This window comes from Granulimonas faecalis (assembly GCF_022834715.1).
Lineage (GTDB): Bacteria > Actinomycetota > Coriobacteriia > Coriobacteriales > Atopobiaceae > Granulimonas > Granulimonas faecalis.
On record NZ_BQKC01000001.1, the window covers coordinates 1,573,891 to 1,595,656 of the forward strand.

The 21,766-nt window shown below is 69.9% G+C and carries 17 protein-coding genes and 2 pseudogenes; 8 read left to right on the forward strand and 11 right to left on the reverse strand.

What is annotated here, in order from left to right:
• Window positions 1-515 precede the first annotated feature (515 nt).
• The 3 genes and pseudogenes from gatB to OR600_RS07155 form a co-directional block, all read right to left on the reverse strand.
• Window positions 516-2,045: pseudogene (gene gatB / locus OR600_RS07145) on the reverse strand (Asp-tRNA(Asn)/Glu-tRNA(Gln) amidotransferase subunit GatB); the annotation flags it as partial.
• Complete coding sequence (gene gatA / locus OR600_RS07150; protein ID WP_265590911.1) at window positions 2,042-3,535, reverse strand: Asp-tRNA(Asn)/Glu-tRNA(Gln) amidotransferase subunit GatA; 1,494 nt, start codon at window positions 3,533-3,535, stop codon at window positions 2,042-2,044. The pseudogene gatB and the gene gatA, both read right to left, overlap by 4 nt.
• Window positions 3,535-3,846 (reverse strand): Asp-tRNA(Asn)/Glu-tRNA(Gln) amidotransferase subunit GatC, encoded by a 312-nt coding sequence (locus OR600_RS07155; RefSeq protein WP_135978761.1) that lies wholly within the window; start codon window positions 3,844-3,846, stop codon window positions 3,535-3,537. The genes gatA and OR600_RS07155 overlap by 1 nt, the downstream gene beginning before the upstream one ends.
• 349 nt (window positions 3,847-4,195) lie before the next feature.
• Here OR600_RS07155 and eno point away from each other — a divergent pair, with 349 nt between their 5' ends.
• The gene (gene eno, locus OR600_RS07160) at window positions 4,196-5,485 is read left to right on the forward strand and encodes a phosphopyruvate hydratase (protein ID WP_135978760.1); all 1,290 of its coding nucleotides are present in this window, start codon (window positions 4,196-4,198) and stop codon (window positions 5,483-5,485) included.
• Between the two features lie 231 nt (window positions 5,486-5,716).
• Here the strand turns inward: eno and OR600_RS07165 are convergent, their stop codons facing one another.
• The 5 genes and pseudogenes from OR600_RS07165 to OR600_RS07180 all read right to left on the reverse strand — a co-directional run bounded on the left by OR600_RS07165 (window position 5,717) and on the right by OR600_RS07180 (window position 10,508).
• Complete coding sequence (locus OR600_RS07165; RefSeq protein WP_204407027.1) at window positions 5,717-6,271, reverse strand: MarR family winged helix-turn-helix transcriptional regulator; 555 nt, start codon at window positions 6,269-6,271, stop codon at window positions 5,717-5,719.
• A gap of 385 nt (window positions 6,272-6,656) precedes the next feature.
• Window positions 6,657-7,901, reverse strand: coding sequence for an MFS transporter (locus OR600_RS07170; RefSeq protein ID WP_265590912.1), 1,245 nt, complete (start codon window positions 7,899-7,901; stop codon window positions 6,657-6,659).
• Window positions 7,902-8,150: 249 nt separating this feature from the next.
• Window positions 8,151-8,768: a bile acid:sodium symporter family protein gene (locus OR600_RS07175; RefSeq protein WP_265590913.1), complete on the reverse strand. Its 618-nt coding sequence runs from the start codon at window positions 8,766-8,768 to the stop codon at window positions 8,151-8,153.
• Window positions 8,769-8,808: 40 nt separating this feature from the next.
• Window positions 8,809-9,078: pseudogene (locus tag OR600_RS09985) on the reverse strand (bile acid:sodium symporter family protein); the annotation flags it as partial.
• A 194-nt stretch (window positions 9,079-9,272) separates the two neighbouring features.
• The gene (locus tag OR600_RS07180; RefSeq protein ID WP_265590914.1) at window positions 9,273-10,508 is read right to left on the reverse strand and encodes an MFS transporter; all 1,236 of its coding nucleotides are present in this window, start codon (window positions 10,506-10,508) and stop codon (window positions 9,273-9,275) included.
• Window positions 10,509-10,765: 257 nt separating this feature from the next.
• On the opposite strand from OR600_RS07180, the gene sufC reads away from it, so the two are divergent.
• From sufC to OR600_RS07215, 7 genes are all read left to right on the forward strand, one after another.
• Window positions 10,766-11,527, forward strand: a complete 762-nt coding sequence (gene sufC / locus OR600_RS07185) for a Fe-S cluster assembly ATPase SufC (protein WP_204407031.1) — start codon at window positions 10,766-10,768, stop codon at window positions 11,525-11,527.
• Between the two features lie 3 nt (window positions 11,528-11,530).
• Window positions 11,531-12,955 carry a Fe-S cluster assembly protein SufB gene (gene sufB, locus OR600_RS07190; RefSeq protein ID WP_265590915.1) on the forward strand — a complete coding sequence of 475 codons (1,425 nt, stop codon included), beginning with the start codon at window positions 11,531-11,533 and terminating at the stop codon, window positions 12,953-12,955.
• Complete coding sequence (locus OR600_RS07195) at window positions 12,955-14,091, forward strand: SufB/SufD family protein (protein WP_135978753.1); 1,137 nt, start codon at window positions 12,955-12,957, stop codon at window positions 14,089-14,091. The genes sufB and OR600_RS07195 overlap by 1 nt, the downstream gene beginning before the upstream one ends.
• Window positions 14,092-14,093: 2 nt before the next feature.
• Window positions 14,094-15,479 carry an aminotransferase class V-fold PLP-dependent enzyme gene (locus OR600_RS07200; protein WP_265590916.1) on the forward strand — a complete coding sequence of 462 codons (1,386 nt, stop codon included), beginning with the start codon at window positions 14,094-14,096 and terminating at the stop codon, window positions 15,477-15,479.
• Complete coding sequence (sufU, locus tag OR600_RS07205; RefSeq protein ID WP_135978752.1) at window positions 15,466-15,927, forward strand: Fe-S cluster assembly sulfur transfer protein SufU; 462 nt, start codon at window positions 15,466-15,468, stop codon at window positions 15,925-15,927. The genes OR600_RS07200 and sufU overlap by 14 nt, the downstream gene beginning before the upstream one ends.
• A gap of 1 nt (window position 15,928) precedes the next feature.
• Window positions 15,929-16,384, forward strand: coding sequence for an RrF2 family transcriptional regulator (locus OR600_RS07210; RefSeq protein ID WP_135978751.1), 456 nt, complete (start codon window positions 15,929-15,931; stop codon window positions 16,382-16,384).
• Between the two features lie 318 nt (window positions 16,385-16,702).
• Complete coding sequence (locus OR600_RS07215; RefSeq protein ID WP_265590917.1) at window positions 16,703-17,644, forward strand: Ig-like domain-containing protein; 942 nt, start codon at window positions 16,703-16,705, stop codon at window positions 17,642-17,644.
• Window positions 17,645-17,906: 262 nt separating this feature from the next.
• Here OR600_RS07215 and OR600_RS07220 read toward each other — a convergent pair whose 3' ends face one another.
• The 3 genes from OR600_RS07220 to OR600_RS07230 form a co-directional block, all read right to left on the reverse strand.
• The gene (locus tag OR600_RS07220) at window positions 17,907-19,151 is read right to left on the reverse strand and encodes a C40 family peptidase (protein WP_135978749.1); all 1,245 of its coding nucleotides are present in this window, start codon (window positions 19,149-19,151) and stop codon (window positions 17,907-17,909) included.
• A gap of 246 nt (window positions 19,152-19,397) precedes the next feature.
• Window positions 19,398-20,270: a class II fructose-1,6-bisphosphate aldolase gene (fba, locus tag OR600_RS07225; RefSeq protein WP_135978748.1), complete on the reverse strand. Its 873-nt coding sequence runs from the start codon at window positions 20,268-20,270 to the stop codon at window positions 19,398-19,400.
• 192 nt (window positions 20,271-20,462) lie between these two features.
• Window positions 20,463-21,695: a hypothetical protein gene (locus tag OR600_RS07230; protein WP_135978747.1), complete on the reverse strand. Its 1,233-nt coding sequence runs from the start codon at window positions 21,693-21,695 to the stop codon at window positions 20,463-20,465.
• Between the last annotated feature and the right edge of the window lie 71 nt (window positions 21,696-21,766).

Here is a 21,766-nt window from a genome sequence, read left to right on the forward strand (position 1 = left end):
GCCGCAGGGGCCTTGTCGGCGGCGGGCGCCGGGGCCTTGGCGGCCTTAGGCGCGACCGCCTTCTTGGCCGGAGCCGTCGCGGCCTTGGTCTTGGGGGCCGCCGGGGCCTTGGCGGCGGCCTTCGGCTTGGAGGCGGCCGCGACCTTCTCGACCTTGGCCGCGGCAGGCTTGGTCTTGGACGGGGCGGCCTCGGCGGACGAGGACGGCTCAGGCGCCGCGGCCGCCTTGGTCGCAGCCGTCGTCTTCTTGGCGGCGGTCTTCTTAGCCCCGGTCGTCTTGGCAGTCGGCTTGGCTGCAGCCCCGGTCGTCTTGACCCTGGCGGCTGCCTTGGCGGGAGACGCCTTCTCAGTAGCCGGCTCGGCCTTCTTGGCCGCGGTCTTCTTGGACGCCGCCTTTGCCGCCTTCCTCGCCGCAGGCTCGGCCTGCTTCGCCGCGGGCTTGGCCGGCTTCGTAGCAGCCTTCTCCGCCGCCCCCTTATCCGCAGCGGCCGGCTCGGCCTCCGCCGCGGGTACTTTGGACATGGCCTCCACCAGCAGCTCGTTGAAGCGCTTGGGGTTGCCGGAGCCCTTGGCGCGCTTCATGCACTGGCCCACGAGAAAGCCCACCACGCGCTGGTTGCCGTCCCTGAACTGCGCCACCTGGTCGGGGCAGTCGGCTACCACGGCCTCCACGACAGGCAGCAGCGCACCGTCGTCGGTGACCTGGCGCATGCCCTTGGCGTCCACGACGGCGTCGGGCGTCCGGTCGGTGCCGGCCATGAGCTCCACGACCTCGCGGCCCTGCCTGGCGGTGATGGCGTCCTCGGCGAGCAGCGCGGCGAGGCCGGCCACCTGGGCCGGAGAGACGTCGGATGCCGAGAAGCCCAGACCGGCGGCGTTGAGGTGGCCGGCAACGTCGTTCACCAACAGGTTCGCGATGCCCTGGGCCAGCTTGGGCGCGCCCTCCACGGCGGCGTCGAAGAACGCGGCGGCATCGGGGTCGGCCGCCAGCTGGGCGGCGTCGGCGCGCTTCAGGCCGAGGTCGGCCACATAGCGGTCGCGGCGGGCGTCGGGCAGCTCGGGGAGCTCGCGGCGGCACCCCTCGACGAACTCGTCGGACAGGTCGAAAGGCGCGAGGTCGGGGTCAGGGAACAGCCGGTAGTCGTCGGCCGTCTCCTTCACGCGCATGACCACGGTGCGCTTCTTGGAGGGCTCCCAGTGGCGGGTCTCCTGGAAGACCTCTCCGCCGCCCTCGAGCACCTCGGCCTGGCGCCGGATCTCGTACTCGAGCCCGTCGTGCAGACTCTTGAAGGAGTTGATGTTCTTGAGCTCGGTCTTGGTGCCCAGCCCCTTGGAGCCGCGGCGCCGGAGGCTCACGTTGCCGTCGCAGCGCATGGAGCCGCTCTCCATGGAGCAGTCGGAGATGCCCAGCGCGAGGAACGTGCGGCGGAGCTTCTCCATGAAGAGGCGGGCCTCCTCGGGGGTGCGGAGGTCGGGCTCGGTCACGAGCTCGATGAGCGGGGTGCCGCAGCGGTTGTAGTCGACGAGCGACTCCGTGGCGCTGGCGATGCGGCCCTCCTCGCCGCCCACGTGCACCATCTTGGCCGCGTCCTCCTCCATGTGGATGCGCAGGATACGCACCGGCGCGACGTAGCCGTCGTCCAGCGCCTCCAGGCCGGCGCGGTCCTCGCGCTCCTTGGCGCCGGGGCCCTGTACCTCGAGGTCGAGGTGGCCGTGCATGCAGAACGCCACGGGCCCCTGGGTGGTCTGGAAGTTCTTGGCCATGTCGGGATAGAAGTAGTGCTTGCGGTAGAACATCGAGTGCTTCTCGATGGTGCAGTTGGTGGCGAGGCCCGCCTTGACGATGGAGCGGATGGCCTCCTCGTTGGGCACCGGCAGCGCGCCGGGCATGCCCAGGCACACCGGGCACACGTTGGTGTTGGGCTCGTCGTCATGGCTGAGCCTGCAGCCGCAGAACATCTTGGTCTCGAGGGTGGTGAGCTCGGTATGGACCTCGAGGCCGATGACGGCCTCCCAGTCCTTGAGCACCTCGTTCAGCGTCTTCATGCCAGGGAGCCTCCCCTTCCAGCGAAGCCGGGTGCCACGGCGCCGGCACCCACGGCCCTCTCGAGGGCACGGGCGAACGTGAGCAGCGTGCGGTCGCGGAACGCCGGGGTCTGCAGCTGCACCGACACGGGCATCCCCGAGTCGTGGCCGAGGCCCATGGGCACCGAGACCGAGCCGTTGCCGGCGATGTTGCTCGAGATGGTGAACGTGTCGGACAGGTACATCTGCGTGGCGTCGCCCATCTCGCCGGAGAACCACGCCGTGCGCGGGGCCACCGGCATGAGCAGGCAGTCAACCCTGGAGAAGGCGTCGGCGTAGTCGCGGCCGATGAGGGTGCGCGCCGAGAGGGCGCCCATGTAGTAGCGGTCGTACACGCCCGAGGAGAGCAGGTAGGCGCCCAGGAGCTGGCGGCGCTTGGCCTCGGTGCCGAACCCGTGGGCGCGCGACAGCGACGTCTGGCGGGCCAGCGTGCCGCAGCCCTGCTCCATGTAGCCGTAGCGCACGCCGTCGAAGCGGGCCAGGTTGGAGAAGGCCTCGCAGGGGCCGATGACGTAGTAGGCGTTGATGGCGGCGTCGATGTGGGGCAGCTCGACGTCCACGATGGTGGCGCCGGCGTCCTCGAGGGCGCGGCAGGCGGCCCCGCAGGCCTCCTTGACCTCGTGCGAGAGGCCCTCGGCCTCGAGGAGCGAGCCCACGACGCCCACCGTGCGGCCCTCGACGGGGTCGTCGAGGTGTTCCAGGAAGTCCACGGGAACGTCCTGGCTCGTGGAGTCGAGCGGGTCCCTGCCGGGGCCCACGAGCGCGTTCATGGCGCGGGCGACGTCCTCGACGCAGCGGCCGAACGGGCCCACCTGGTCGAGGGACGAGCCGAACGCCACGACGCCGTAGCGGCTGACCGCCCCGTAGGTGGGCTTCATTCCCACGACGCCGCAGAACGACGCCGGCTGGCGGATGGATCCGCCCGTGTCGGAGCCCAGGGCCAGCGTGACCTCGCCGGCGGCCACCGCGGCGGCCGAGCCGCCCGAGGAGCCGCCGGGCACGCGGCGGGTGTCCCAGGGGTTGCGGGTCTTCTGGAAGTGGCTCGTCTCGGTGGAGGAGCCGAAGGCGAACTCGTCCATGTTGGTCTTGCCGATGGGCAGAGCGCCGGCGTCGACCATGCGGCGCACGCAGGTGGCGGTGTAGGGCGAGTCGAACCCCTCGAGCATGCGGCTCGCGCACGTGGTGTGGGAGCCCTCGAGGTTCATGTTGTCCTTGAAGGCCACGGGCACGCCGGCCAGGGGGCCGAGCACCTCGCCGGCCGCGCGGGCGCGGTCGAGGTCGTGGGCGCGGTCGAGAGCCATGTCGTAGGTGATCTCGAGGAACGCGTCCACGTCGCGGTCGCGCTGGGTCACGGCGTCGAGGGCCGCGTGGCAGACCTCGGTGGCAGAGAAGTCGCCCGCCGCCACGCCGGCGGCGATCTGGGAGCTTGTGAGCTGGTCGATGTTGGCCATCACTGGTCGCCCCCCTCCGCCTCGCCGGGCATGATCGAGGGCACGCGGAAGCAGCGGCCCTTGACGGCGACGGCGTTGTAGAGCGCGTCCTCCAGCTCCAGGCCGGCCTTGACCTCGTCGGGGCGCATGACGTTGGCCAGGTCGCCGATGGGGTGGTAGGTGGGGTCCGCCTCCTGGGCGAACCCGACGACCGGCGCGAGCATTGCCACCGCGTCGTTCATGTAGGCGGTCATGGCCTCAAGCTCGTCGCCCTCCAAGGCGATGCGGGCATAGTCGGCGATGCCGCGGACGTCCTCTTGGCTCAATGCCATGGCTGCGTCCCCTCTTCGTCGAAAAAAGCTGCGGGCCGCCGCGCGGCCCCTCTGCCCCTCGCATTCTAGTGCAGGCCCGGCGCCGCGCCCCACGGTCCGGCCCCGCCGTTACACGGCGTCCACGTTGGCCCGGCCCCGTGCGGAGAAGTTGTCCCTTGTCAGCTGGACATCCCCCAACTAGCTGCGTTTTTCGCCTCTGTCCCCTCATTTTTCTTATGAACTTCTGACGGGGTTTGCCAAAGTGCGGGGACGCCGGGCGCGAGGGCGGCCCGCGCAAGCCTAAAGTCAGTGAAAGAAAACCGCACCCGGGCAGTTCCGGGTCGGGCGCTCACGAAAGGAGCTCCAAACAATGGCAGAGATTATCGATGTCTACGGCCGTGAGGTTCTCGATTCGCGCGGCAACCCCACCGTCGAGGTCGAGGTGACCCTCGAGGACGGCTCCCAGGGTCGCGCCATCGTTCCCTCCGGCGCCTCTACCGGCCAGTTCGAGGCCGTCGAGCTGCGTGACGGCGACAAGGACCGCTACATGGGCAAGGGCGTCCTCGAGGCCGTGAACCACGTCAACGACGAGTGCGCCGACGTGCTCGTGGGCATGGACGCCTGCGACCAGCGCGCCGTGGACGCCGCCCTCCTGGCCGCCGACGGCACCGACAACAAGGGCAAGCTGGGCGCCAACGCCATCCTCGGCTGCTCCCTGGCCGTGGCCCGCGCCGCCGCCGAGTCTGTGGGCCTCCCGCTCTACAACTACCTGGGCGGCGTGAACGCCCACGTGCTCCCCACCCCGATGATGAACATCCTCAACGGCGGCGTGCACGCGGACAACAACGTGGACTTCCAGGAGTTCATGATCGTGCCCGTGGGCGCCCCCACCTTCTCCGAGTGCCTCCGTTGGTCCACGCAGGTCTACCACACCCTGAAGAACGTCCTCAAGGACTCCGGCCACAGCACCGGCGTGGGCGACGAGGGCGGCTTCGCCCCCGACCTCAAGAACAACAAGGAGCCGCTGCAGTTCATCGTCGAGGCCATCACCAAGGCCGGCTTCACCCCCGGCGAGGACTTCATGATCGCCATGGACCCCGCCACCTCCGAGCTCTACGACCCCGAGACCAAGACCTACAACCTCAAGGGCGAGGGCCGCACCCTCACCTCCGACGAGATGGTCGACTACTGGGCCGAGCTCGTGGAGGAGTTCCCGATCGTCTCCATCGAGGACGGCCTCGACGAGGAGGACTGGGACGGCTGGAAGAAGCTCACCGACCGCATCGGCGACAAGGTGCAGCTCGTGGGTGACGACCTGTTCGTGACCAACGTCAAGCGCCTCCAGAAGGGCATCGACAACGGCGCCGCCAACGCCCTGCTCGTGAAGGTGAACCAGATCGGCTCCCTCACCGAGGCCATGGACGCCATCGAGCTCGCCCAGCGCAACAAGTACGCCTGCATCGTCTCCCACCGCTCCGGCGAGACCGAGGACACCACCATCGCCGACCTCGTGGTGGCCACCAACGCCGGCCAGATCAAGACCGGCGCCCCCGCCCGCACCGACCGCGTGGCCAAGTACAACCAGCTCCTCCGCATCGAGGACGAGCTCGGCGACTCCGCCCAGTACGCCGGCCGCAACGGCTTCAACGTCCTGCGCTAACCCGCTCCGGGGCCGCATGGCCGACCCCATGGACGCGAAGGGCCCCGCATCTCCGGATGTGGGGCCCTTTTTCCTAGGGCGGTTGGGGGCCGGGGCGGGGGGGCGGGGGCCGGCCACCGGTCGTTTGGTGGTTTTCCCTCGTCCGAAGACCGAAAAACCACCAAACGGCGACCCGTTTGGTGGTTTTCATCATGTTTGGCACCAAAAAGTACCAAACGGCTTTATGGGGGCTTACGCGGTCCCTCGCTCGGGGTCGGTGCGCGCCTCCTTGACCGAGGCGATCACCTTGTCGAGAAGGGCGCCCAGCTGCTCGCGCTCCTCATCGGTGAGGCAGTCGAACATGGAGGAGGGGTCGCGCTCGGCCATGGCCTGGGCGAGCTCGCGGCCGGCGTCGGTGATGCGCACCTCCACCTGGCGGCCGTCGGCCTGCGACTGGCTGCGCCCCACGAGCCCGCGGGCCTCGAGGCGCCCGAGGGACTCGTTGAGCGAGGAGGGTCGGACGTCGAGCAGCTCGACGAGGTCGCGGGTGGTGAGACCGTCCCGGTCGGCCAGGGCGGCGAGGATGCGGCCCTGACCCCGCATGGGGCTCATGGGGCCGGACGGCCCACGGCCGTGGCAGCGGCCATGGGGGCCGTGATGGCCGCCCTCGGGAGCGGGACCCTCCGGCCCCCTGTGGCAGCAGTGGCGGGGACCCTCGGGACCGTGGTGGCCGTGGCGGCCGCGGCCACCCATGGCCATGCGGCCCACCTTGGCAAAGCGGTGCATGAGCTCTTTGTTGTCGTACATGGAACCTCCTGGTTGCGGTGGGGGTGCCCGCATTTACAACAGGCACCTGTTATTCATGGCGACAAATCTAACAGGTACCGGTCAAACCCGTCGAGAGGATTCAAACGGTACCTGTCATTCTTCACGGTCCCACCACATGGGGCGTGCGGCCCGCACATGGGACGTGGGGCCGCGGCACGGGCGCGGGCACGGCGGGACCGCTCCCGGCACCTGAACGCGGTTAGGGGCGACCCCCGTGGCGAAATATCCGGCGAACCCGCCCTCAACCGCGTTCAGGGAGGGACAATCCGCCCTCAACTGCGTTCAGGTGCCGCGGGAGCCGCCCTCGGACGCGTTCAGGTGGTGAGGGAGGGGTCGGCTCCCGCTTTCGGGCTCGATCGCGGCATCACCGGCCCGGCGCCACGCGCCTCGCCACCGCCACGAAGGCCAGGCCCGCCACCAGCGCCACGACCCCGGCTGTCACGAGCACCGGCTGCACGCCGAAGGCCTGGGCCAGAAACGGCGCCGCGAGCAGGGGCAGCACGCCGGAGCTGCGCTGGCCCATCTGGAGCACCCCCATGACGCGGCCCACGGCGCCTTCGGGGGCGTCGCGCTGCACCACGAGGTTGAGCAGGGGCTCGAAAAGCCCCCAGCCGAAACCCAGGACCGCCATGCCGCAGGCGGCCACCAGGGGGCTCGTCGTGGCCACGTAGAGCACTGTGCCCGCACCTACCACGGCGACCAGCCCCGCAGCGAGGCCCACGGTCTGGCGCTGCTCGGGCACCCGCAGCAGTGCCAGGGAGCCGGCCGTGGCACCCAATCCCATGACGGCGTTGAGCCAGCCGGTCCACTCGACGCCCACCTGGAGGACGTCCCGGTAGTAGACGGTCTCCAAGGAGTCGAAGGCCCCGAAGGCAAAGAAGGCCAGGAACGCCATGGGCACGAGGCACGCCAGGGCCGGAGTGGAGAAGGCCAGACGGAAGCCCTGGAAGACGTAGGAGACACCGCGGTCGCGGGAGGCCTCGTCGGACGCGCCGTCGCACACGCCGTGGCGCCCTGCGCCGTCGGCCCCCGCCGGCAGGGCAAGGGCGAAGGGCACACCCAAAAGGCCGCCGATGCCGAGCACGGCAAAGCAGCCGGGCGCCGACCACGCCAGGGCCACCATGCCCCCGAGCGCGGGGCCCACTATGTAAGCGGCGTTCTCGGCCGTGGCCATGAGGGAGTTGGCCCGGGCCAGGGAGGCGTCGGACACCACGAAGGGAGGCAGCGACGTGAACACCGTGACGATGGCGCCGAAGACCGCGGAGTAAAGGCCGCAGACGGCGGTGAGGGCCGTCAGGGAGAGCGGCACGACAAAGAACACGACGGCGGTGAGCGTGTAGCCGACGAGCCCCGCCACCAGCACCCGTCGCGGGCCCAGGGCATCCACCGCCAGGCCACCCACGGCGTTGCCCGCCACGATAGCGAGGTTCACCACAAGCATGAGGAGGGAGACCTCGAACACCGTGGCGCCGAGGTCGTAGACGGCCGTGCCGAGCACACCCACGGTGAAGCAGCTGGTATTGGCGAGCGTGGCCACAAGCCGGCAGGCGACGAGCAGGGAGATGGCGCGATCGTCGGCGCGCCTGGGCGAGGTTGTGTCACGACCCATGGGGCCTCCGCTCTGCCCCCCCGGGGGGGGACTGCTGCAAGAGTCCCCATGATAGCCAGCCGCAGCACGGGCGCAACCGGTCTCCCGGTGCGCGGCCGCAGGACCAGGCGGCCCTCGGTGAGTGCCGCTGTACCTCTCAGTGAGCGGATAGGGCGCGCACGAAGGCTCCGTGAGCGGGTTTTCGCTCACTCAAGGGCCTGCCCGCACCCACCGAAGGAGGTCACTCACTCAAGGGCACCCTGGCACCGCTCACCCCTCGGACGCGTCCACCAGCCTCCCCAGCGCCTTGCCCATGAGGCCGGCCAGCACCTGCTGGAACAGCGTGCCCATCATGACGGCGAAGACCGCCGGGCCCGGGAAGAACTGCGCGGCGATCACGGCGCCGGCGCTGATGTTTCTGATGCCGCAGCAGAAGCAGGCCGTGACGGTGTCGGCGGCGTCACGGCCCAGGGCCCGGGCCAGAAGGCAGCCCAGGGCAAAGCCGCCGGTGGCAAAGGCCAGGACGAACCCGGCCACGCAGAACGTCTCGACGGTGACCGTGGCGAGGTACGGCGCCATGCCGGTGCTGTTAGCGGTGATGATGACCACGAGGAGCGCCCGCGCGGCAGGTCCCAGCGCCGGCGAGAGCACCCGCTCGCCCCAGCCGCGGGTGGCGTCGTTCACCACCATACCCAGCACGGCAGGGACGGCGATCATCGTGAGCATGCGGCCCATCATGGCCGCCACGTCCAGCTCCACCGTGGCGCCGAGCAGGGCCTCGAGGGAGAGCGGGATGGTGAAGGGCGCCGCCACGGTGGTGAGCAGGATGAGCGCGAGGGCCAGGCTGCGGTTGCCGCCGTACATGCCCACCCACATGTAGCTCACCACACATGTAGCTCACCACGCCCACGGGCACGCAGTACTCCAGCACGATGCCGCAGACCACCTGAGGGTCGTCGGCAAAGAGCAGCCGGGCAAGCAGGCAGGCCACCGAGGGCATGAGCACGAGGGAGACCGCCGGCACCAGCAGGAGCAGCAGCGGGCGCCTGAATACTTCGGCCACCTCGCGAAACCGGTTGTTGAGGGCGCCTTGGAACGTCATGACGGCAAAAAGCGCTGGCACCACCGCCTCGACGGGAGAGACCCAGCGCGCAAAGGTCACGCCCACAACCACGCAGATAGGGGCAATAAGGGCCATATGGCCGCCGATGAACCTACCCGTTGCCGCGTACCAGCCTGCGCGCGCCTGCCCCACCGGACTCCCCTGTCGCCGACGTCCCTTTTGTCACCGGCCCTTATACCTCTTTAGGGGAGCCGGCAACAACCGGGATTATCGGCCACTGAGGAAACACCGGCATCGCCCCAAAGAGACGGCATCCGTTTTTTATTGTTTTATTTCCCCGGCCGGGCGCCGCGGCCCAGCACGCGAGGAACCGCCAGGTAGAAACCGGCGCCCACGGACCCGGCCACGACGGCGGCGCAGACGAGCACCGGCTGCACGCCGAAGGCCTCGGCCAGAAAAGGTGCGAAGAAGAGCGGCACCACGCCGGCCAGCTGCAGGCCCAGCTGCATGACCGAGACCACGCGGCCGCACACGTCGAGCGGGCTCATCTCCTGCACAAGCATGTCGCGCGTGGGGCCGAGCATGCCGAAGCCCAGGCCGCACAGGAACTGACCCACGGCCGCCACCTGCCAGAGCCCGGTGCCCACGTAGACCACGCTGCCCACACCCACGAGGCAGAGCATGAGGGCGCACGCGCGCACGGTGAGCCGCTCGCGGGACAGCCGCATCATGGCCACCGAGCCGCACACGCAGCCCAACCCCACAGCAGCCGTGAGCCAGCCCAGGAACTCCACCGGGACCGCCAGGACGTCGCGGTAGAAGATGGACTCCAGCGAGTCGAACGCGCCAAACGAGAAGTAGCCGAAGAACCCCAGCAGGAACAGCAGCGCCAGGGTGCGGCTCGTGAACGTGGCGCGGAACCCCTCCAGCAGATAGCGCCCGCGGCCGCCCTCGGCGGGCCCCTCCCCGGCAGGGGCGGCGTCCGGCCGACGGCGCTCAGGGTTGGCCCCCGTGACCGCCACGGCGGCAGCGAAGAAGAGCGCGGCCAGCGGGAAGACCGCCTTGACGGACCACACCGAGCACACGGCGGCGCCCAGCACGGGACCCGCCACGATGGCGCCGTAGGTGGCCACGGACATCAGGCCGTTGCAGCGCTTGAGGCCCTCCTCCCCCACCAGGTACGGCGGGTAGGTGGCGAACCCCGTATTGGTGAAGCCGATGAACAGCGACCAGCACGCGAGGAACGCCACGAGCAGGCCCATGGAGTCGTCAACGAGCGCGTAGGCCGCGAAGATGCAGGCCGTGAGCCCGAGGGATCCCATGAGGCAGCGGCGCGGTCCCACGCGGTCCACCACGGGGCCGGCCAAGGCGGTGCCCACGACGATGAAGAGGTTGCCCACGAGCATCATGCCCGAGATGGCGAAGGCGTCGGCCCCCATGGCGTAGGTGGCGGTGCCGAAGACACCGATGAAGTAGCTGACCTCCACCCCCATGCGGGCAAGGAGGCGGGAGACGAAGAGCCTCGCCTCGGCGGACGGGGCGGCAGGGAACGGGCTGTAGGCCATGGGGACTCCAAGGAGGAAGGGGGCTGCAGGGCCGGGAGCGCATCAGGCACCGCGGACGGGTCCGGGTCACCTAATGCTCGATAAGCCTCCTGGCAGCCACTTCGCCTCAACTCCTCGGAAAACAAGGGATACGGTCCCGCCATCCTACCATGGGTGAGCGGATGTGTGGGGCACGCGTACGGAAGACGGGGCTTATATTCCCACTCTCAAAGGGGTATTTTGTTCGGGTACCGCACACCCCGAGGCAAGGACCAAGCATGCCTACCCCCCTTCTGAGCGTCAGGGACCTCTCGGCCTCCGCCGACGACAAGCCCATCCTCCACGGCGTTGACCTCGACGTGGACCCCGGCACGTGCCACGTGCTCATGGGCCCCAACGGCGCCGGAAAGTCCACCCTCGGCCACGTGATCATGGGCGACCCCGCCTACACCGTGACCGGCGGCTCCATCGGCTTCGACGGCGAGGATGTCACCGGCCTCCCGGTGGACAAGCGCTCCCTCGCCGGCATCTTCCTCTCGTTCCAGGCGCCCGTGGAGATCCCCGGCGTGCCGCTGTACAGCTTCCTGCGCACCATCTGCCAGAAGCGCCCCGAGCTCAAGATGACCGCCCGCCAGTTCCGCCGCCGCGTCACCGAGCTCGCCGAGCAGCTCGACATGGACACCGCCTACCTCACCCGCGAGCTGGGCGTGGGCTTCTCCGGCGGCGAGAAGAAGAAGGTCGAGATGCTCCAGCTCCTGCTGCTGCAGCCCAGGCTGGCCATCCTCGACGAGACCGACTCCGGCCTCGACGTCGACGCCCTCGGCGTGGTCTCCCGCGGCATCCAGGCCTACCGCGAGCAGTGCGGCGGCTCTCTCATCGTCATCACCCACAACACCCGCATCCTCGAGCGCCTCGACGTCGACGAGACCCACGTCATGGTGGACGGCTCCATCGTCGCCACCGGCGACGCCGCCCTCATCGCGCATATCGACGCCAACGGCTTCGAGGAGTACGAGGTCGCCGCGGCAAAGGAGGCCTAGCCCATGGCCGAGACCCAAGAGCGCGCCCGCACCGAGGTGGCCGACGTCGACCGCAGCCTCTACGACTTCGTGAAGAGCGAGGAGGGCTACGAGCGCTTCGCCGACGGCCTGTCGCCCGAGATCGTGGAGGACATCAGCCGCCGCAAGGACGAGCCCCGGTGGATGCTCGACCTGCGCCTGCGCTCCCTCCAGATCTACGAGCGCACCCCCATGCCCGCCAACTGGGGCCCCTCCATCGAGGGCCTCGACATGGCCAACATCTCCACCTACGTCACCGCCGGCTCCAAGCAGGCCGACTCCTGGGACGAGGTCCCCGAGGACATCAAAGACACCTTCGAGCGCCTGGGCATCCCGGAGGCGGAGCGCACGAGCCTGGCCGGCGTGGGCGCCCAGTACGACTCCGAGCTCGTCTACCACAACATGCGCGAGGAGGTCGCCGAGCAGGGCGTGGTCTACTCCGGCATCGAGGAGGCGCTCCACGGCCCCTACGAGGAGATGATCCGCGAGCACTTCATGAGGCTCGTCCCGCCGACGGACCACAAGTTCGCCGCGCTCCACGGCGCCGTCTGGAGCGGCGGATCGTTCGTCTACGTGCCCGCAGGCGTGTCGCTGGACTTCCCGCTCCAGAGCTACTTCCGCCTCAACGCCGCAGGGGCCGGGCAGTTCGAGCACACGCTCATCATCGTGGAGCCCGGCGCCGACCTGCACTTCATCGAGGGCTGCTCGGCCCCCAAGTACAACGTGGCCAACCTCCACGCCGGCTGCGTGGAGCTCTTCGTGGGCAAGGACGCGCACCTGCGCTACTCCACGATCGAGAACTGGTCCAAGAACATGTACAACCTCAACACCAAGCGCTGCCGCGTGGAGGAGGGCGGGTCCATCGAGTGGGTCTCCGGCTCCTTCGGCAGCCACGTGAGCTACCTCTACCCGTCGAGCCTCCTCATGGGCAAGGGCGCCACCTGCGACTTCACCGGCATCACCTTCGCCGGCGCCGGCCAGGACCTCGACACAGGCTGCAAGGTGCACATGGCCGCGCCCGACTGCCGCGCCACGGTGTCCACCAAGTCCATCTCCAAGGGCGGCGGCGTCTCCACGTTCCGCAGCTCCGTGGTGGTCACCCCCAAGGCCGAGAACGCCCGCTGCACGGTGTCGTGCCAGTCGCTCATGCTCGACGACCGGTCGGTCTCCGACACCGTCCCGGCCATGGACGTGCGCTGCGCCACGGCCCAGGTGGGCCACGAGGCCACCATCGGCCGCATCTCCGACGACACGGTGCTCTACCTCATGAGCCGCGGCATCGGCGAGGAGGAGGCGCGCGGCATGGTGGTCAACGGCTTTGCCGAGCCCGTCTCGAAGGAGCTCCCGCTGGAGTACGCCGTCGAGATGAACAACCTCATCAAACTCGAGATGGAAGGGGCGATCGGCTGATGGCGGACGAGAAGACCGTGCAGGGCACCGTCACCCTGTCCCACGTGGACCCCGCACCGGCCCAGACCTGGAACTGGCTCGCCGTCAACGAGACCTCCCTCGAGGTGCCCGTGGCAGACGCCGTGGCCGCCCGCCTCGCCGACGGGACGGCCCTGGGGGACCTCATGGACACCGAGGTGCCCGACGACGCCCGCGGCATCGTCATGGGCGCCGGCACCCAGGCCACCGCGTGGGTGGACGCCGGCGCCACCGGGCGCACCGTCGTGCGTGTGCCGGACGGCACCGACGGCGGCACCGTGACCGTGCCGTGCCTCTCCCCCGACGGCACCCTGGCCCAGACCACGGTGGTCGTGGGGGCCGACGCCTCCGCCGAGGTGCGCGTGCTCGCCCTGGGCGACGAGACCGGCGCCGCCACCACCGGCAGCGCCCTGCGCCTCGTGCTCGAGCCGGGCGCCCGCTGCTCCGTGGCCCTGCTCGTGGCCCAGGGGGCCGGCCAGCGCCACATCGACAGCCTGGGCGCCGTCCTCGGCGACGGCGCCGGGCTCGCGATCGACCAGTACGTCCTGGGCAGCGAGAGCTCGGCCACCGGCGTGGCCGTGGACCTCGCGGGCGACGGTGCCTCCGTGGAGGCGGCGCTCCACTACATCGGCCGCGCCGGCCAGGTGGTGGACGCCTCCTACGAGGTGAGCTGCCGCGGCCGCAGGACCCGCGCCGACATCGCCTGCACCGGCGTGCTCACGGGCGACGCCCGGAAGGCACTCCGGGCCACCATCGACCTCGTGCGCGGCTGCAAGGGCGCCGAGGGCTCCGAGAGCGAGACCGTCGTGCTCGCCGGCGACTCCGTGGTCAACAAGACCCTGCCGGTGATCCTGTGCTCCGAGGACGACGTGGTGGGAAACCACGGCGCCACCATCGGCTCGCTCTCCCCCGAGCAGCTCTTCTACCTGGGATGCCGCGGCATCACCGAGACCGACGCCGCCGACCTCATGGTCTCGGCCCTCGTGGACGACGCCGCCGCCACCCTCGGCGGGGAGGCTGCCGAGGCCGTGTGCGCCTGGGCGTCGTGGAACCTGGGGCCCGAGGCGGCCGAGAACGCGCGTACGGCGGCCGACCTCGCCGCCGGTGAGGAGGAGTGACCATGGCCAAGCAAGACACCGCGACCACCGTCGTCGCCGGCACCCCTGCGACCGCCGGGGAGGCCTTCCCCTCGGCCTGCGACGCCGCCGGCGCCCCCGCGGCCGACATCGAGGCCGGCGCGCCCCTCACCGGGGCCCCCTCCCTCGACCCCGCCGTGGCCGCCGACATCTCCAAGAACCCCTACAAGGCGGACTTCCCGCTGTTCTCCTGCCACCCCGGCCTGTACTTCCTCGACTCCGCGGCCACGGCCCAGCGCCCCGCCGCCGTCATCGACGCCCAGGCGGACTTCTACCGGCAGATGAACGCCAGCCCGCTCCGCGGCCTCTACGAGCTCTCGGTGCAGGCCACCCAGCTCATCGACGAGGCCCGCGTCAAGGTGGCCCGGCTCATCGGGGCCCCCGACCCCCGCGAGGTGGTGTTCACCCGCAACGCGAGCGAGTCGCTCAACATCGCGGCCAGCTGCCTGGGCAGGCTGCTGCTCCGCCCCGGCGACCAGGTGGTCATCTCCGTCATGGAGCACCACTCCAACCTCATCCCCTGGCAGCAGGTGTGCGCCGAGACCGGCGCCGAGCTCGTCTACCTCTACCCCGACGCCGAGGGGCACCTCTCCGACGGGGAGATCGAGGCCAAGGTCGGGCCCAGGGCCCGCATCGTCTCCGTGGCCCACGTGTCCAACGTTCTGGGCGTGGAGCTCCCCGTCCGCAAGATCTGCGACCGCGCCCACGCCATGGGGGCGAAGGTCGTGGTGGACGCCGCCCAGTCGGTGCCCCACATGAAGGTGGACGTCGAGGAGCTGGGCTGCGACATGCTCGCCTTCTCGGCCCACAAGGTATTCGGGCCCATGGGCATCGGGGTGCTGTGGGGCAGGATGGGACTCCTCGAGGCCATGCCGCCGTTCCTCACGGGCGGCGAGATGATCGACTCCGTCACCGAGACCGAGGCCGTCTGGGCGCCGGTCCCCGAGAAGTTCGAGGCCGGCACCCAGGACGCCGCCGGTATCGGGGCCCTCGGCACCGCCACGGACTACGTGGAGGCCGTTGGTTACCCGGCCATCCAGGCCCGCGAGGAGGCCCTCGTGGGCTACCTCACCGCCCGGCTGGCGGAGCTCGACTACGTGACCGTCTACGGCCCCGAGGACCCGCACGAGCGCCACGGGGTCGTGGCGTTCAACGTGGAGGGGATCCACCCCCACGACGTCTCGAGCCTGCTCGACAGCAAGGACGTGTGCATCCGCGCCGGCCACCACTGCGCCCAGCCGCTGCTGCTGCGCCTGGGGGTGGAGAACACCAACCGGGCCTCTCTGGCCTTTTACAACGACAAGTCAGACATCGACGCCCTCATCGACGGGCTCGAGTTCGTATGGGGGGTCTTCAATGGGAGCCGCTGACCTGTACACGCCGGCGCTGCTGGAGCACGTCTCGCACCCCGACTACAACTACGCCATCGAGGACGCCACCTGCACCCACGAGGGCATCAACCCCAGTTGCGGCGACGACCTCATGCTCCACGTCAAGGTGGGGGACGACGGCACCATCTCCGAGGCCAGCTGGACCGGCACCGGCTGCGCCGTGAGCCAGGGCTCGGCCGACATGATGAGCGACCTGGTCCAGGGCAGCACCCCCGAGGAGGCCCGGCGCCTGTGCTCGCTGTTCGGCCGCATGGTGCGCGGCGAGGAGCTCTCCGCCGACGAGCTCGACGAGCTCGACGAGGCCACCTGCCTCGAGTCCATCTCCCACATGCCCGCGCGCGTGAAGTGTGCCGAGCTGGCCTGGCGCACCCTCGACGAGATGCTGTCCGGGTCCGCCGAGGGCCCCACGACCACCGAGGAAGCCTGACATGGCCGTCATCTCCACCAAGGGGCGCTACGCCCTGCGGGTCATGGTCGACCTCGGGTGCCACGACGGCTGGGTGTCGCTGGGCGACATCGCCGAGCGCCAGCAGATCTCCCGAAAGTACCTCGAGCAGGTCATGGCGCTGCTGACCAAGGCGGGCTTCGTGGACAGCCAGCGCGGCAAGGGCGGCGGCTACCGCCTCTCCCGCGACCCGTCCGGGTACACCGTGGGCTCCGTGCTCCGTGTGGCCGAGAACGGACCGCTGGCGCCCGTGGCATGCCTTGACTGCAGCCACGGCATGCTATGCGAGCGCGCGAGCTTCTGCCCCACCCTGCCGCTTTGGCAGGAGCTCGGGCAGGTGATGTCCGCGTTCCTGGACTCCAAGACCCTCGCCGACCTCCTCGGCGACGACCGCGACTCCGTCCTGGAGGCGTTGGAGGGCGGCTGCGAGGGCCGCTGAGCGGCCCCGGGGGCGGCACCGGCCGCCCCGCGACAGGCACCTGACCCCGAAGGGGGCGTCGCACGGGATGCGGCGCCCCCTTTCCCATGGGCCGGCGTGGGCAGGGACACACCGGTTCTCCACCGTGCTTGGATGAGTTTAAATACATTGAGATTTTACCGCGAGGAACCCTTGCGGAATCTGCGGTCCTCACGTTAATATTTGCATATCTTTAACATAAAAATGAGAAAATGGTTGCGTCTGTTCTCATTTGCCATTGTAGCACAGGGTTGATTACCTGTGCTCATTCAGCACAGGATGGAATGGAGGATATGCAATATGAGAAGAACGATGATCGCATACGTGGTCTTTGGGGCGCTGGCGGCAGCCATCGTCCTCCTCGGTGCCGGGACTGTGGCGGCGGCGCGCGAGGCATCGGCCACGCAGCCGGTCGACGTGGCCGTGGAGCGCTTCTCCATACAGGACCTGAGCCACCGCGACGTGGACCGAGTCTACTACGCCTCCCGTTTCTACCTCGCCATGACCTGGGACGCCTCGGCGGCCGGCCAGGGGCTCCGGGCCGCCGACCACTTTGACGTGACCCTCCCCGACCAGATGCGGTTTCCCGAGGACAGCGCCGCGAGGGACTTCGACCTCTACGGCGAGGACGGCGCGACCGTGGTGGCGCGGGCCCACGTGGACCCGGACCCGGAGGGCGGCGGGACCGTGCGGATGACGCTCACCGACTGGGTGGAGGGCAGAAGAAACGTCAGAGGGTCCATCTACCTGGCGGCCTCGTTCGTCCGGAGCCGGCTGAACATGGACGGCCGCAACACCGTCCAGGCTACGGTGGGCGACAAGGTGACGTCCATGGAGGTCGAGGTGTTCGGTGACCGCGACATCCATGACGAGGTGCTGGCCAAGTGGGGATCCCCCGACACCGGCTCCCCTACCGCCAGCTGGACCATGCGCATCAACCGCCGGGGCGCCGACCTCACGGGGGCGCGGGTTGACGACTCCCTGAGCGAGGGGTCCGGCGGCGACACCTACGTGCCGGGCAGCTTCGTGCTCCGTCAGGTGGAGATGGACGCCAAGGGGCGCGTCACCCGCGTGGTGCGCACCGTGGACCTCGCCGGGCGCCTCTCCACGGCCCCGGACGGCCGGTCCTTCTCCCTCGACCTCGGCGACCCGGCAGCCTCGCTCGTCGCACTGGCGGCGGCAGCGGGGCATCGGCGACGGTCATGCTCTGGAGAAAGAGGCGGTGACCGGCCGAGGGCGTGAGTAAGGGATCCCGCCTGTGTGGAAAGGGGCGCCGCAGCGGCTGCGGCGCCCCTTTCCTTGGTGGCAGGGTCCACGCGACGAGGCGAGGCGGCCCCGGCCCGGGCGGGCGCAAGGCACCGTGCGGGACCGAGACGCCCGGTCGCCCGGTCGGCCCGCCTATCGCCCGTCGGTCATCCTCCCCGCACAGGAAGGCACCCCGCAGGCCGGGGCCTGCGGGGTGCCGATGGGTCGTTCCTGCGGGACTTGCAAGCCCCTTACGCCCTTACGCGGGCCAGCCACCCCTCCACTGGCCCGTGCCGCCGTAGAGCGGGCGCAGGGAGACTCCCACGCGCTCGTTGCCGGCATCGATGATCATGCCGTTGCCGGCATAGATGCCCACGTGGCCGGGATGCCACACGAGGTCGCCGGGAAGCAGCTGGCTCACGGGCTTCTTGGCCGTACGGGCCGCCTGGCTCTCGGAGTAGTGGTCGAGGCTGATGCCCGCCTTGGAGAAGCAGTACATCGTGAAACCGGAGCAGTCGAAGGCGCGGCCCGCGGGGTCGCAGGCACCGTAGACGTAGCGGCTGCCGATCATGGAGTAGGCGGCGTCGAGTACGGCCTGGCGGGCCGAGGAGCTGCCCGAGGGCTTGGAGGTGCTGCCGCCCGAGGGCTTGGAGGGGGTGGAGGGCTTGGAGGTGCCTCCCCCGTTGGAGCCGCCGTTGTTGCCCCCGTTGTTGGAGGTGCCTCCCCCATTGGAGGTGCCGCCGCCGTTGGAGGTGCCGGCGTTGTCGAGGGCGTCGTTGACGGTGGCCGCCACCTGGGCCTGGCCCTCGCTGGCGGCCTGGGACTGCTCGGCGGCGCGGGCCTGCTCCTCCTCGGCGAGCTTGGCCTTCACGTCGGCGTCGAGGCCGTTGACGTAGCTCTCGGCCTCGGAGACGGAGGCGGAGAGCTGGTCCTGCTGGGCCTGCTGCTGGCCGAGGAGGTCGGTCTGGTCCTGTTTCTGCTGCTCCAGCTGGGTCTTGGTGGCCTCGAGGCTCACCTTCTGGTTCTCGAGGGAGGCCTGGAGGTCCTTGGTGGCCTGGATGTCGCCGGCCTGCTGCGAGCTGATCTTGTCGGCGTAGTACACGCGCGAGACGAAGTCGTCGAAGCTGCCGGAGTTGAGGACGATCGACAGGAAGTTGACGCCACCGGTCTTGTAGTCCTGGGCCACGGAGTCGCCGAGCCTGGCACGGCGCTCCACGAGCTCGGCCTCCTTGGCCTTGATGTCGGCCTCGGTGCTGGCAATCTTCTGGTTTGACTCCTCGATCTGGGCCTCGGTGTTGGCGAGGTTCACCTTGGTGCCGTTGAGCTGCTCGGAGATCTGGCCTGCCTGGTCGTAGAGGGAGTCGAGACGGGACTGGGCGGCCTCGAGCTTGGCCTGGAGGTCGCCGGCGGTGTCGGCCAGGGCCGGGGACGACACGAAGAAACCCACGGTGCCGGCCACGAGGGCCGCGCCCACGAGACCGCAAACCTTGGTCTTGAGATTCATAACGCCTCTCTAGGAAGGGTGCATGGCTGCCGGGAGACGGCGGCACGCGCCGTTGCCCGTTCGAGCCATTGTATCAACCGGCCGCGACGGGGCTCCAGGGGGACGGCACGCTTCATAATTGAAAAGTGGCTTTGCAGAAACCGCGGGCAACGCAGAGGTCCCCTCTTTTCACCTTGATGGAAGCCCACAAAAAAAGGGCCGACCCGAGGGTCGGCCCGACAAGACGGCAGGGTGCCGAGGGGGGCGCTAGTTCCAGCCCTTGCCGGCAGAGCCGAACTCGCGGATCTTCTCCTCGGTCTTGGCCTGGATGGCGGCGGTGCCGGGCTTGAGCATCTTGCGGGGGTCGAAGCCCTTCTCCTTCTCCACGCCGCCGTCGCGGACGTATTTGGCCACGGCGTCGGCCCAGACGACCTGGAGCTCGGTGTTGACGTTGATCTTGGCCACGCCGAGGTCGATGGCCTTGGCGATCTGGTCGGCGGGGATGCCGGTGCCACCGTGGAGGACGAGGGGCAGGTCGCCCACCTCGGCCTTGATGGCCTTCAGGACGTCGAACTGCAGGCCGGTCCAGTTCTCGGGGTAGAGGCCGTGGATGTTTCCGATGCCGGCGGCCAGCATGTCGACGCCGAGGTCGGCGATGGCCTTGCACTCGGCCGGGTCGGCGCACTCGCCGGTGCCGGTGATGCCGTCCTCGGTGCCGCCGATGGAGCCAACCTCGGCCTCGATGGAGATGCCCTTGGAGTGGCAGATGCGCACGAGCTCCGCGGTGTTCTTCATGTTGACGTCGAAGTTCTCCTCGTGGGAGCCGTCGTACATGACGGAGGTGAAGCCGGCGTCGATGCACTCGAGGCAGGCGTCGTAGGAGCCGTGGTCGAGGTGCAGGGAGACGGGCACGGTGAGGTTCAGGGCGTCGTACATGGCGTGCACGAGGGCGGAGACGGTCTTGTAGCCGGTCTGGTACTTGCCGGCGCCCATGGAGCACTGGATGATGAGGGGCGACTGGGTCTCCTCGGCCGCCAGCATGATGGCGTGGCACCACTCGAGGTCGTTGGTGTTGAAGGCGCCGACGGCGTAGTGGCCGGCGACGGCGTTGTCGAGCATCTGCTTGGAATTGACGAGCATGGTCGAACCTCCGTTGGTCGTGACCCTTCCAGGCGCCGGTGACGCCTGCCCATATGCCTTGATTATGGTCCTGAACGGCGCCGGACCAAGCCGGCATCGGGCCATTCACCGCGGCCACACGGTTTATCAGCCGATTTTGACGAAGTTGTACCGTCCCGAGGGTACAACCTCGACTTCCTTGGCGGACGGTGCCTACGTGCTGCGCATGAAGCTCTTGGTGGGCAGGTGCCTGCCCACGTGGCCCACCACGAGCTTGCGGCGCTCCTCGTCGAACAGGAAGTAGATGCGCAGGGCCCCGTCGGCGTAGTTGCCGGAGTTGCCCACCTTGACGTGGTTGGTCATAAGGCGGTCGCGCCCCTGGTAGCGGAAGGTGCGCGCCCGGCGGCAGCTCTCGATCTCCAGGGTCTCGCGGCTCTCGTTGGCCGCGTACTGGAAGCCCGTGCGGTCGCGGAAGTCGCGGCTGATCTGGACGTCGGCCTCCTGGAACTTGAGGGACCACATGACGTCGTGCATGGCGATGAGGGCCTCCCAGTAACGGTCGAGGTCGCCCCCGTGGTAGTTGGCGGCGGCCTCGAGGGCCGACGGCAGGAACTCCACCCGGTCCTGGAGGCCCGAGAAGAGCCTCACCTCCTCCACGAGGGAGTGCGGGATGGTGCGGATGGCGTCGAGGGGGCCGCTGACGGGCCCGAGGTCGATCTCGGGCTCCCGGCCCCGGAGCTGGGCGAGCTCCGCCCCCAGGCGCCGCACCTCGTTCTCGAGGCGGGAGACCTCCCGGGCGTGGTCCCGCTCGGCCCGGGCGCGGGAGGCGCGCTCCTGCTCCAGCTGGCGGCCCGCGTCGCGCACGGCGGCGAGCTCGGCGACGAGGTCGTCTATGCGGGCCGTGGCCGCCCGGGCCTCCCTGCGGGCCGACCGGGCGTCGGCCTCGGCGGCGCCGAGACGCTCGGACGCCAGGGAGCGCCCCTGGCCGCGGCCCCTCTCCAGGGCCTCCCGCTCCCTTCGGGCCCCCTCGCGGCGTTCCCGGTCGAGGGCCCGGGCCACGGCCTCCCGAGCCTGGGACGTGGCGGCCGCCGTGGTGCGGGCGAGGGCCTCGGACAGCGACGCCACCTTGGCCTCGAGCTCGTGGCAGCGGGCCTCGAGCAGGGCGATGCGGGCCGTGTCCCCCTGCCCCGCCCGGCGGGAGAACCCCTCGCGGAGGCGTTCGAGGTCTGCCCGGGCCGCGGCGGCCGCCTCCGACTCCCGGGGGCCGGTCTCCTGGGCCACGAGGTCCTCGGGCCAGGGCACCTCGAGGGGCGGCCTGCCGGGCGCCCGGAAAAGGCCGGCCTCGCAGGGGCCCGGAAGGTCGGGGCCCGCACCGGCCGGGGCGCCGCCGGGACGGGAGGCCGCGAGGGACTCCCGGATTGTCTCCAAAAACTTATCTGTTTCCATGTGATTGATTCTACCACGGCCGCGAACGGGGACGGCCCCCGGTGCCGAAGGGCGCCGGGGGCCGTCAGGGA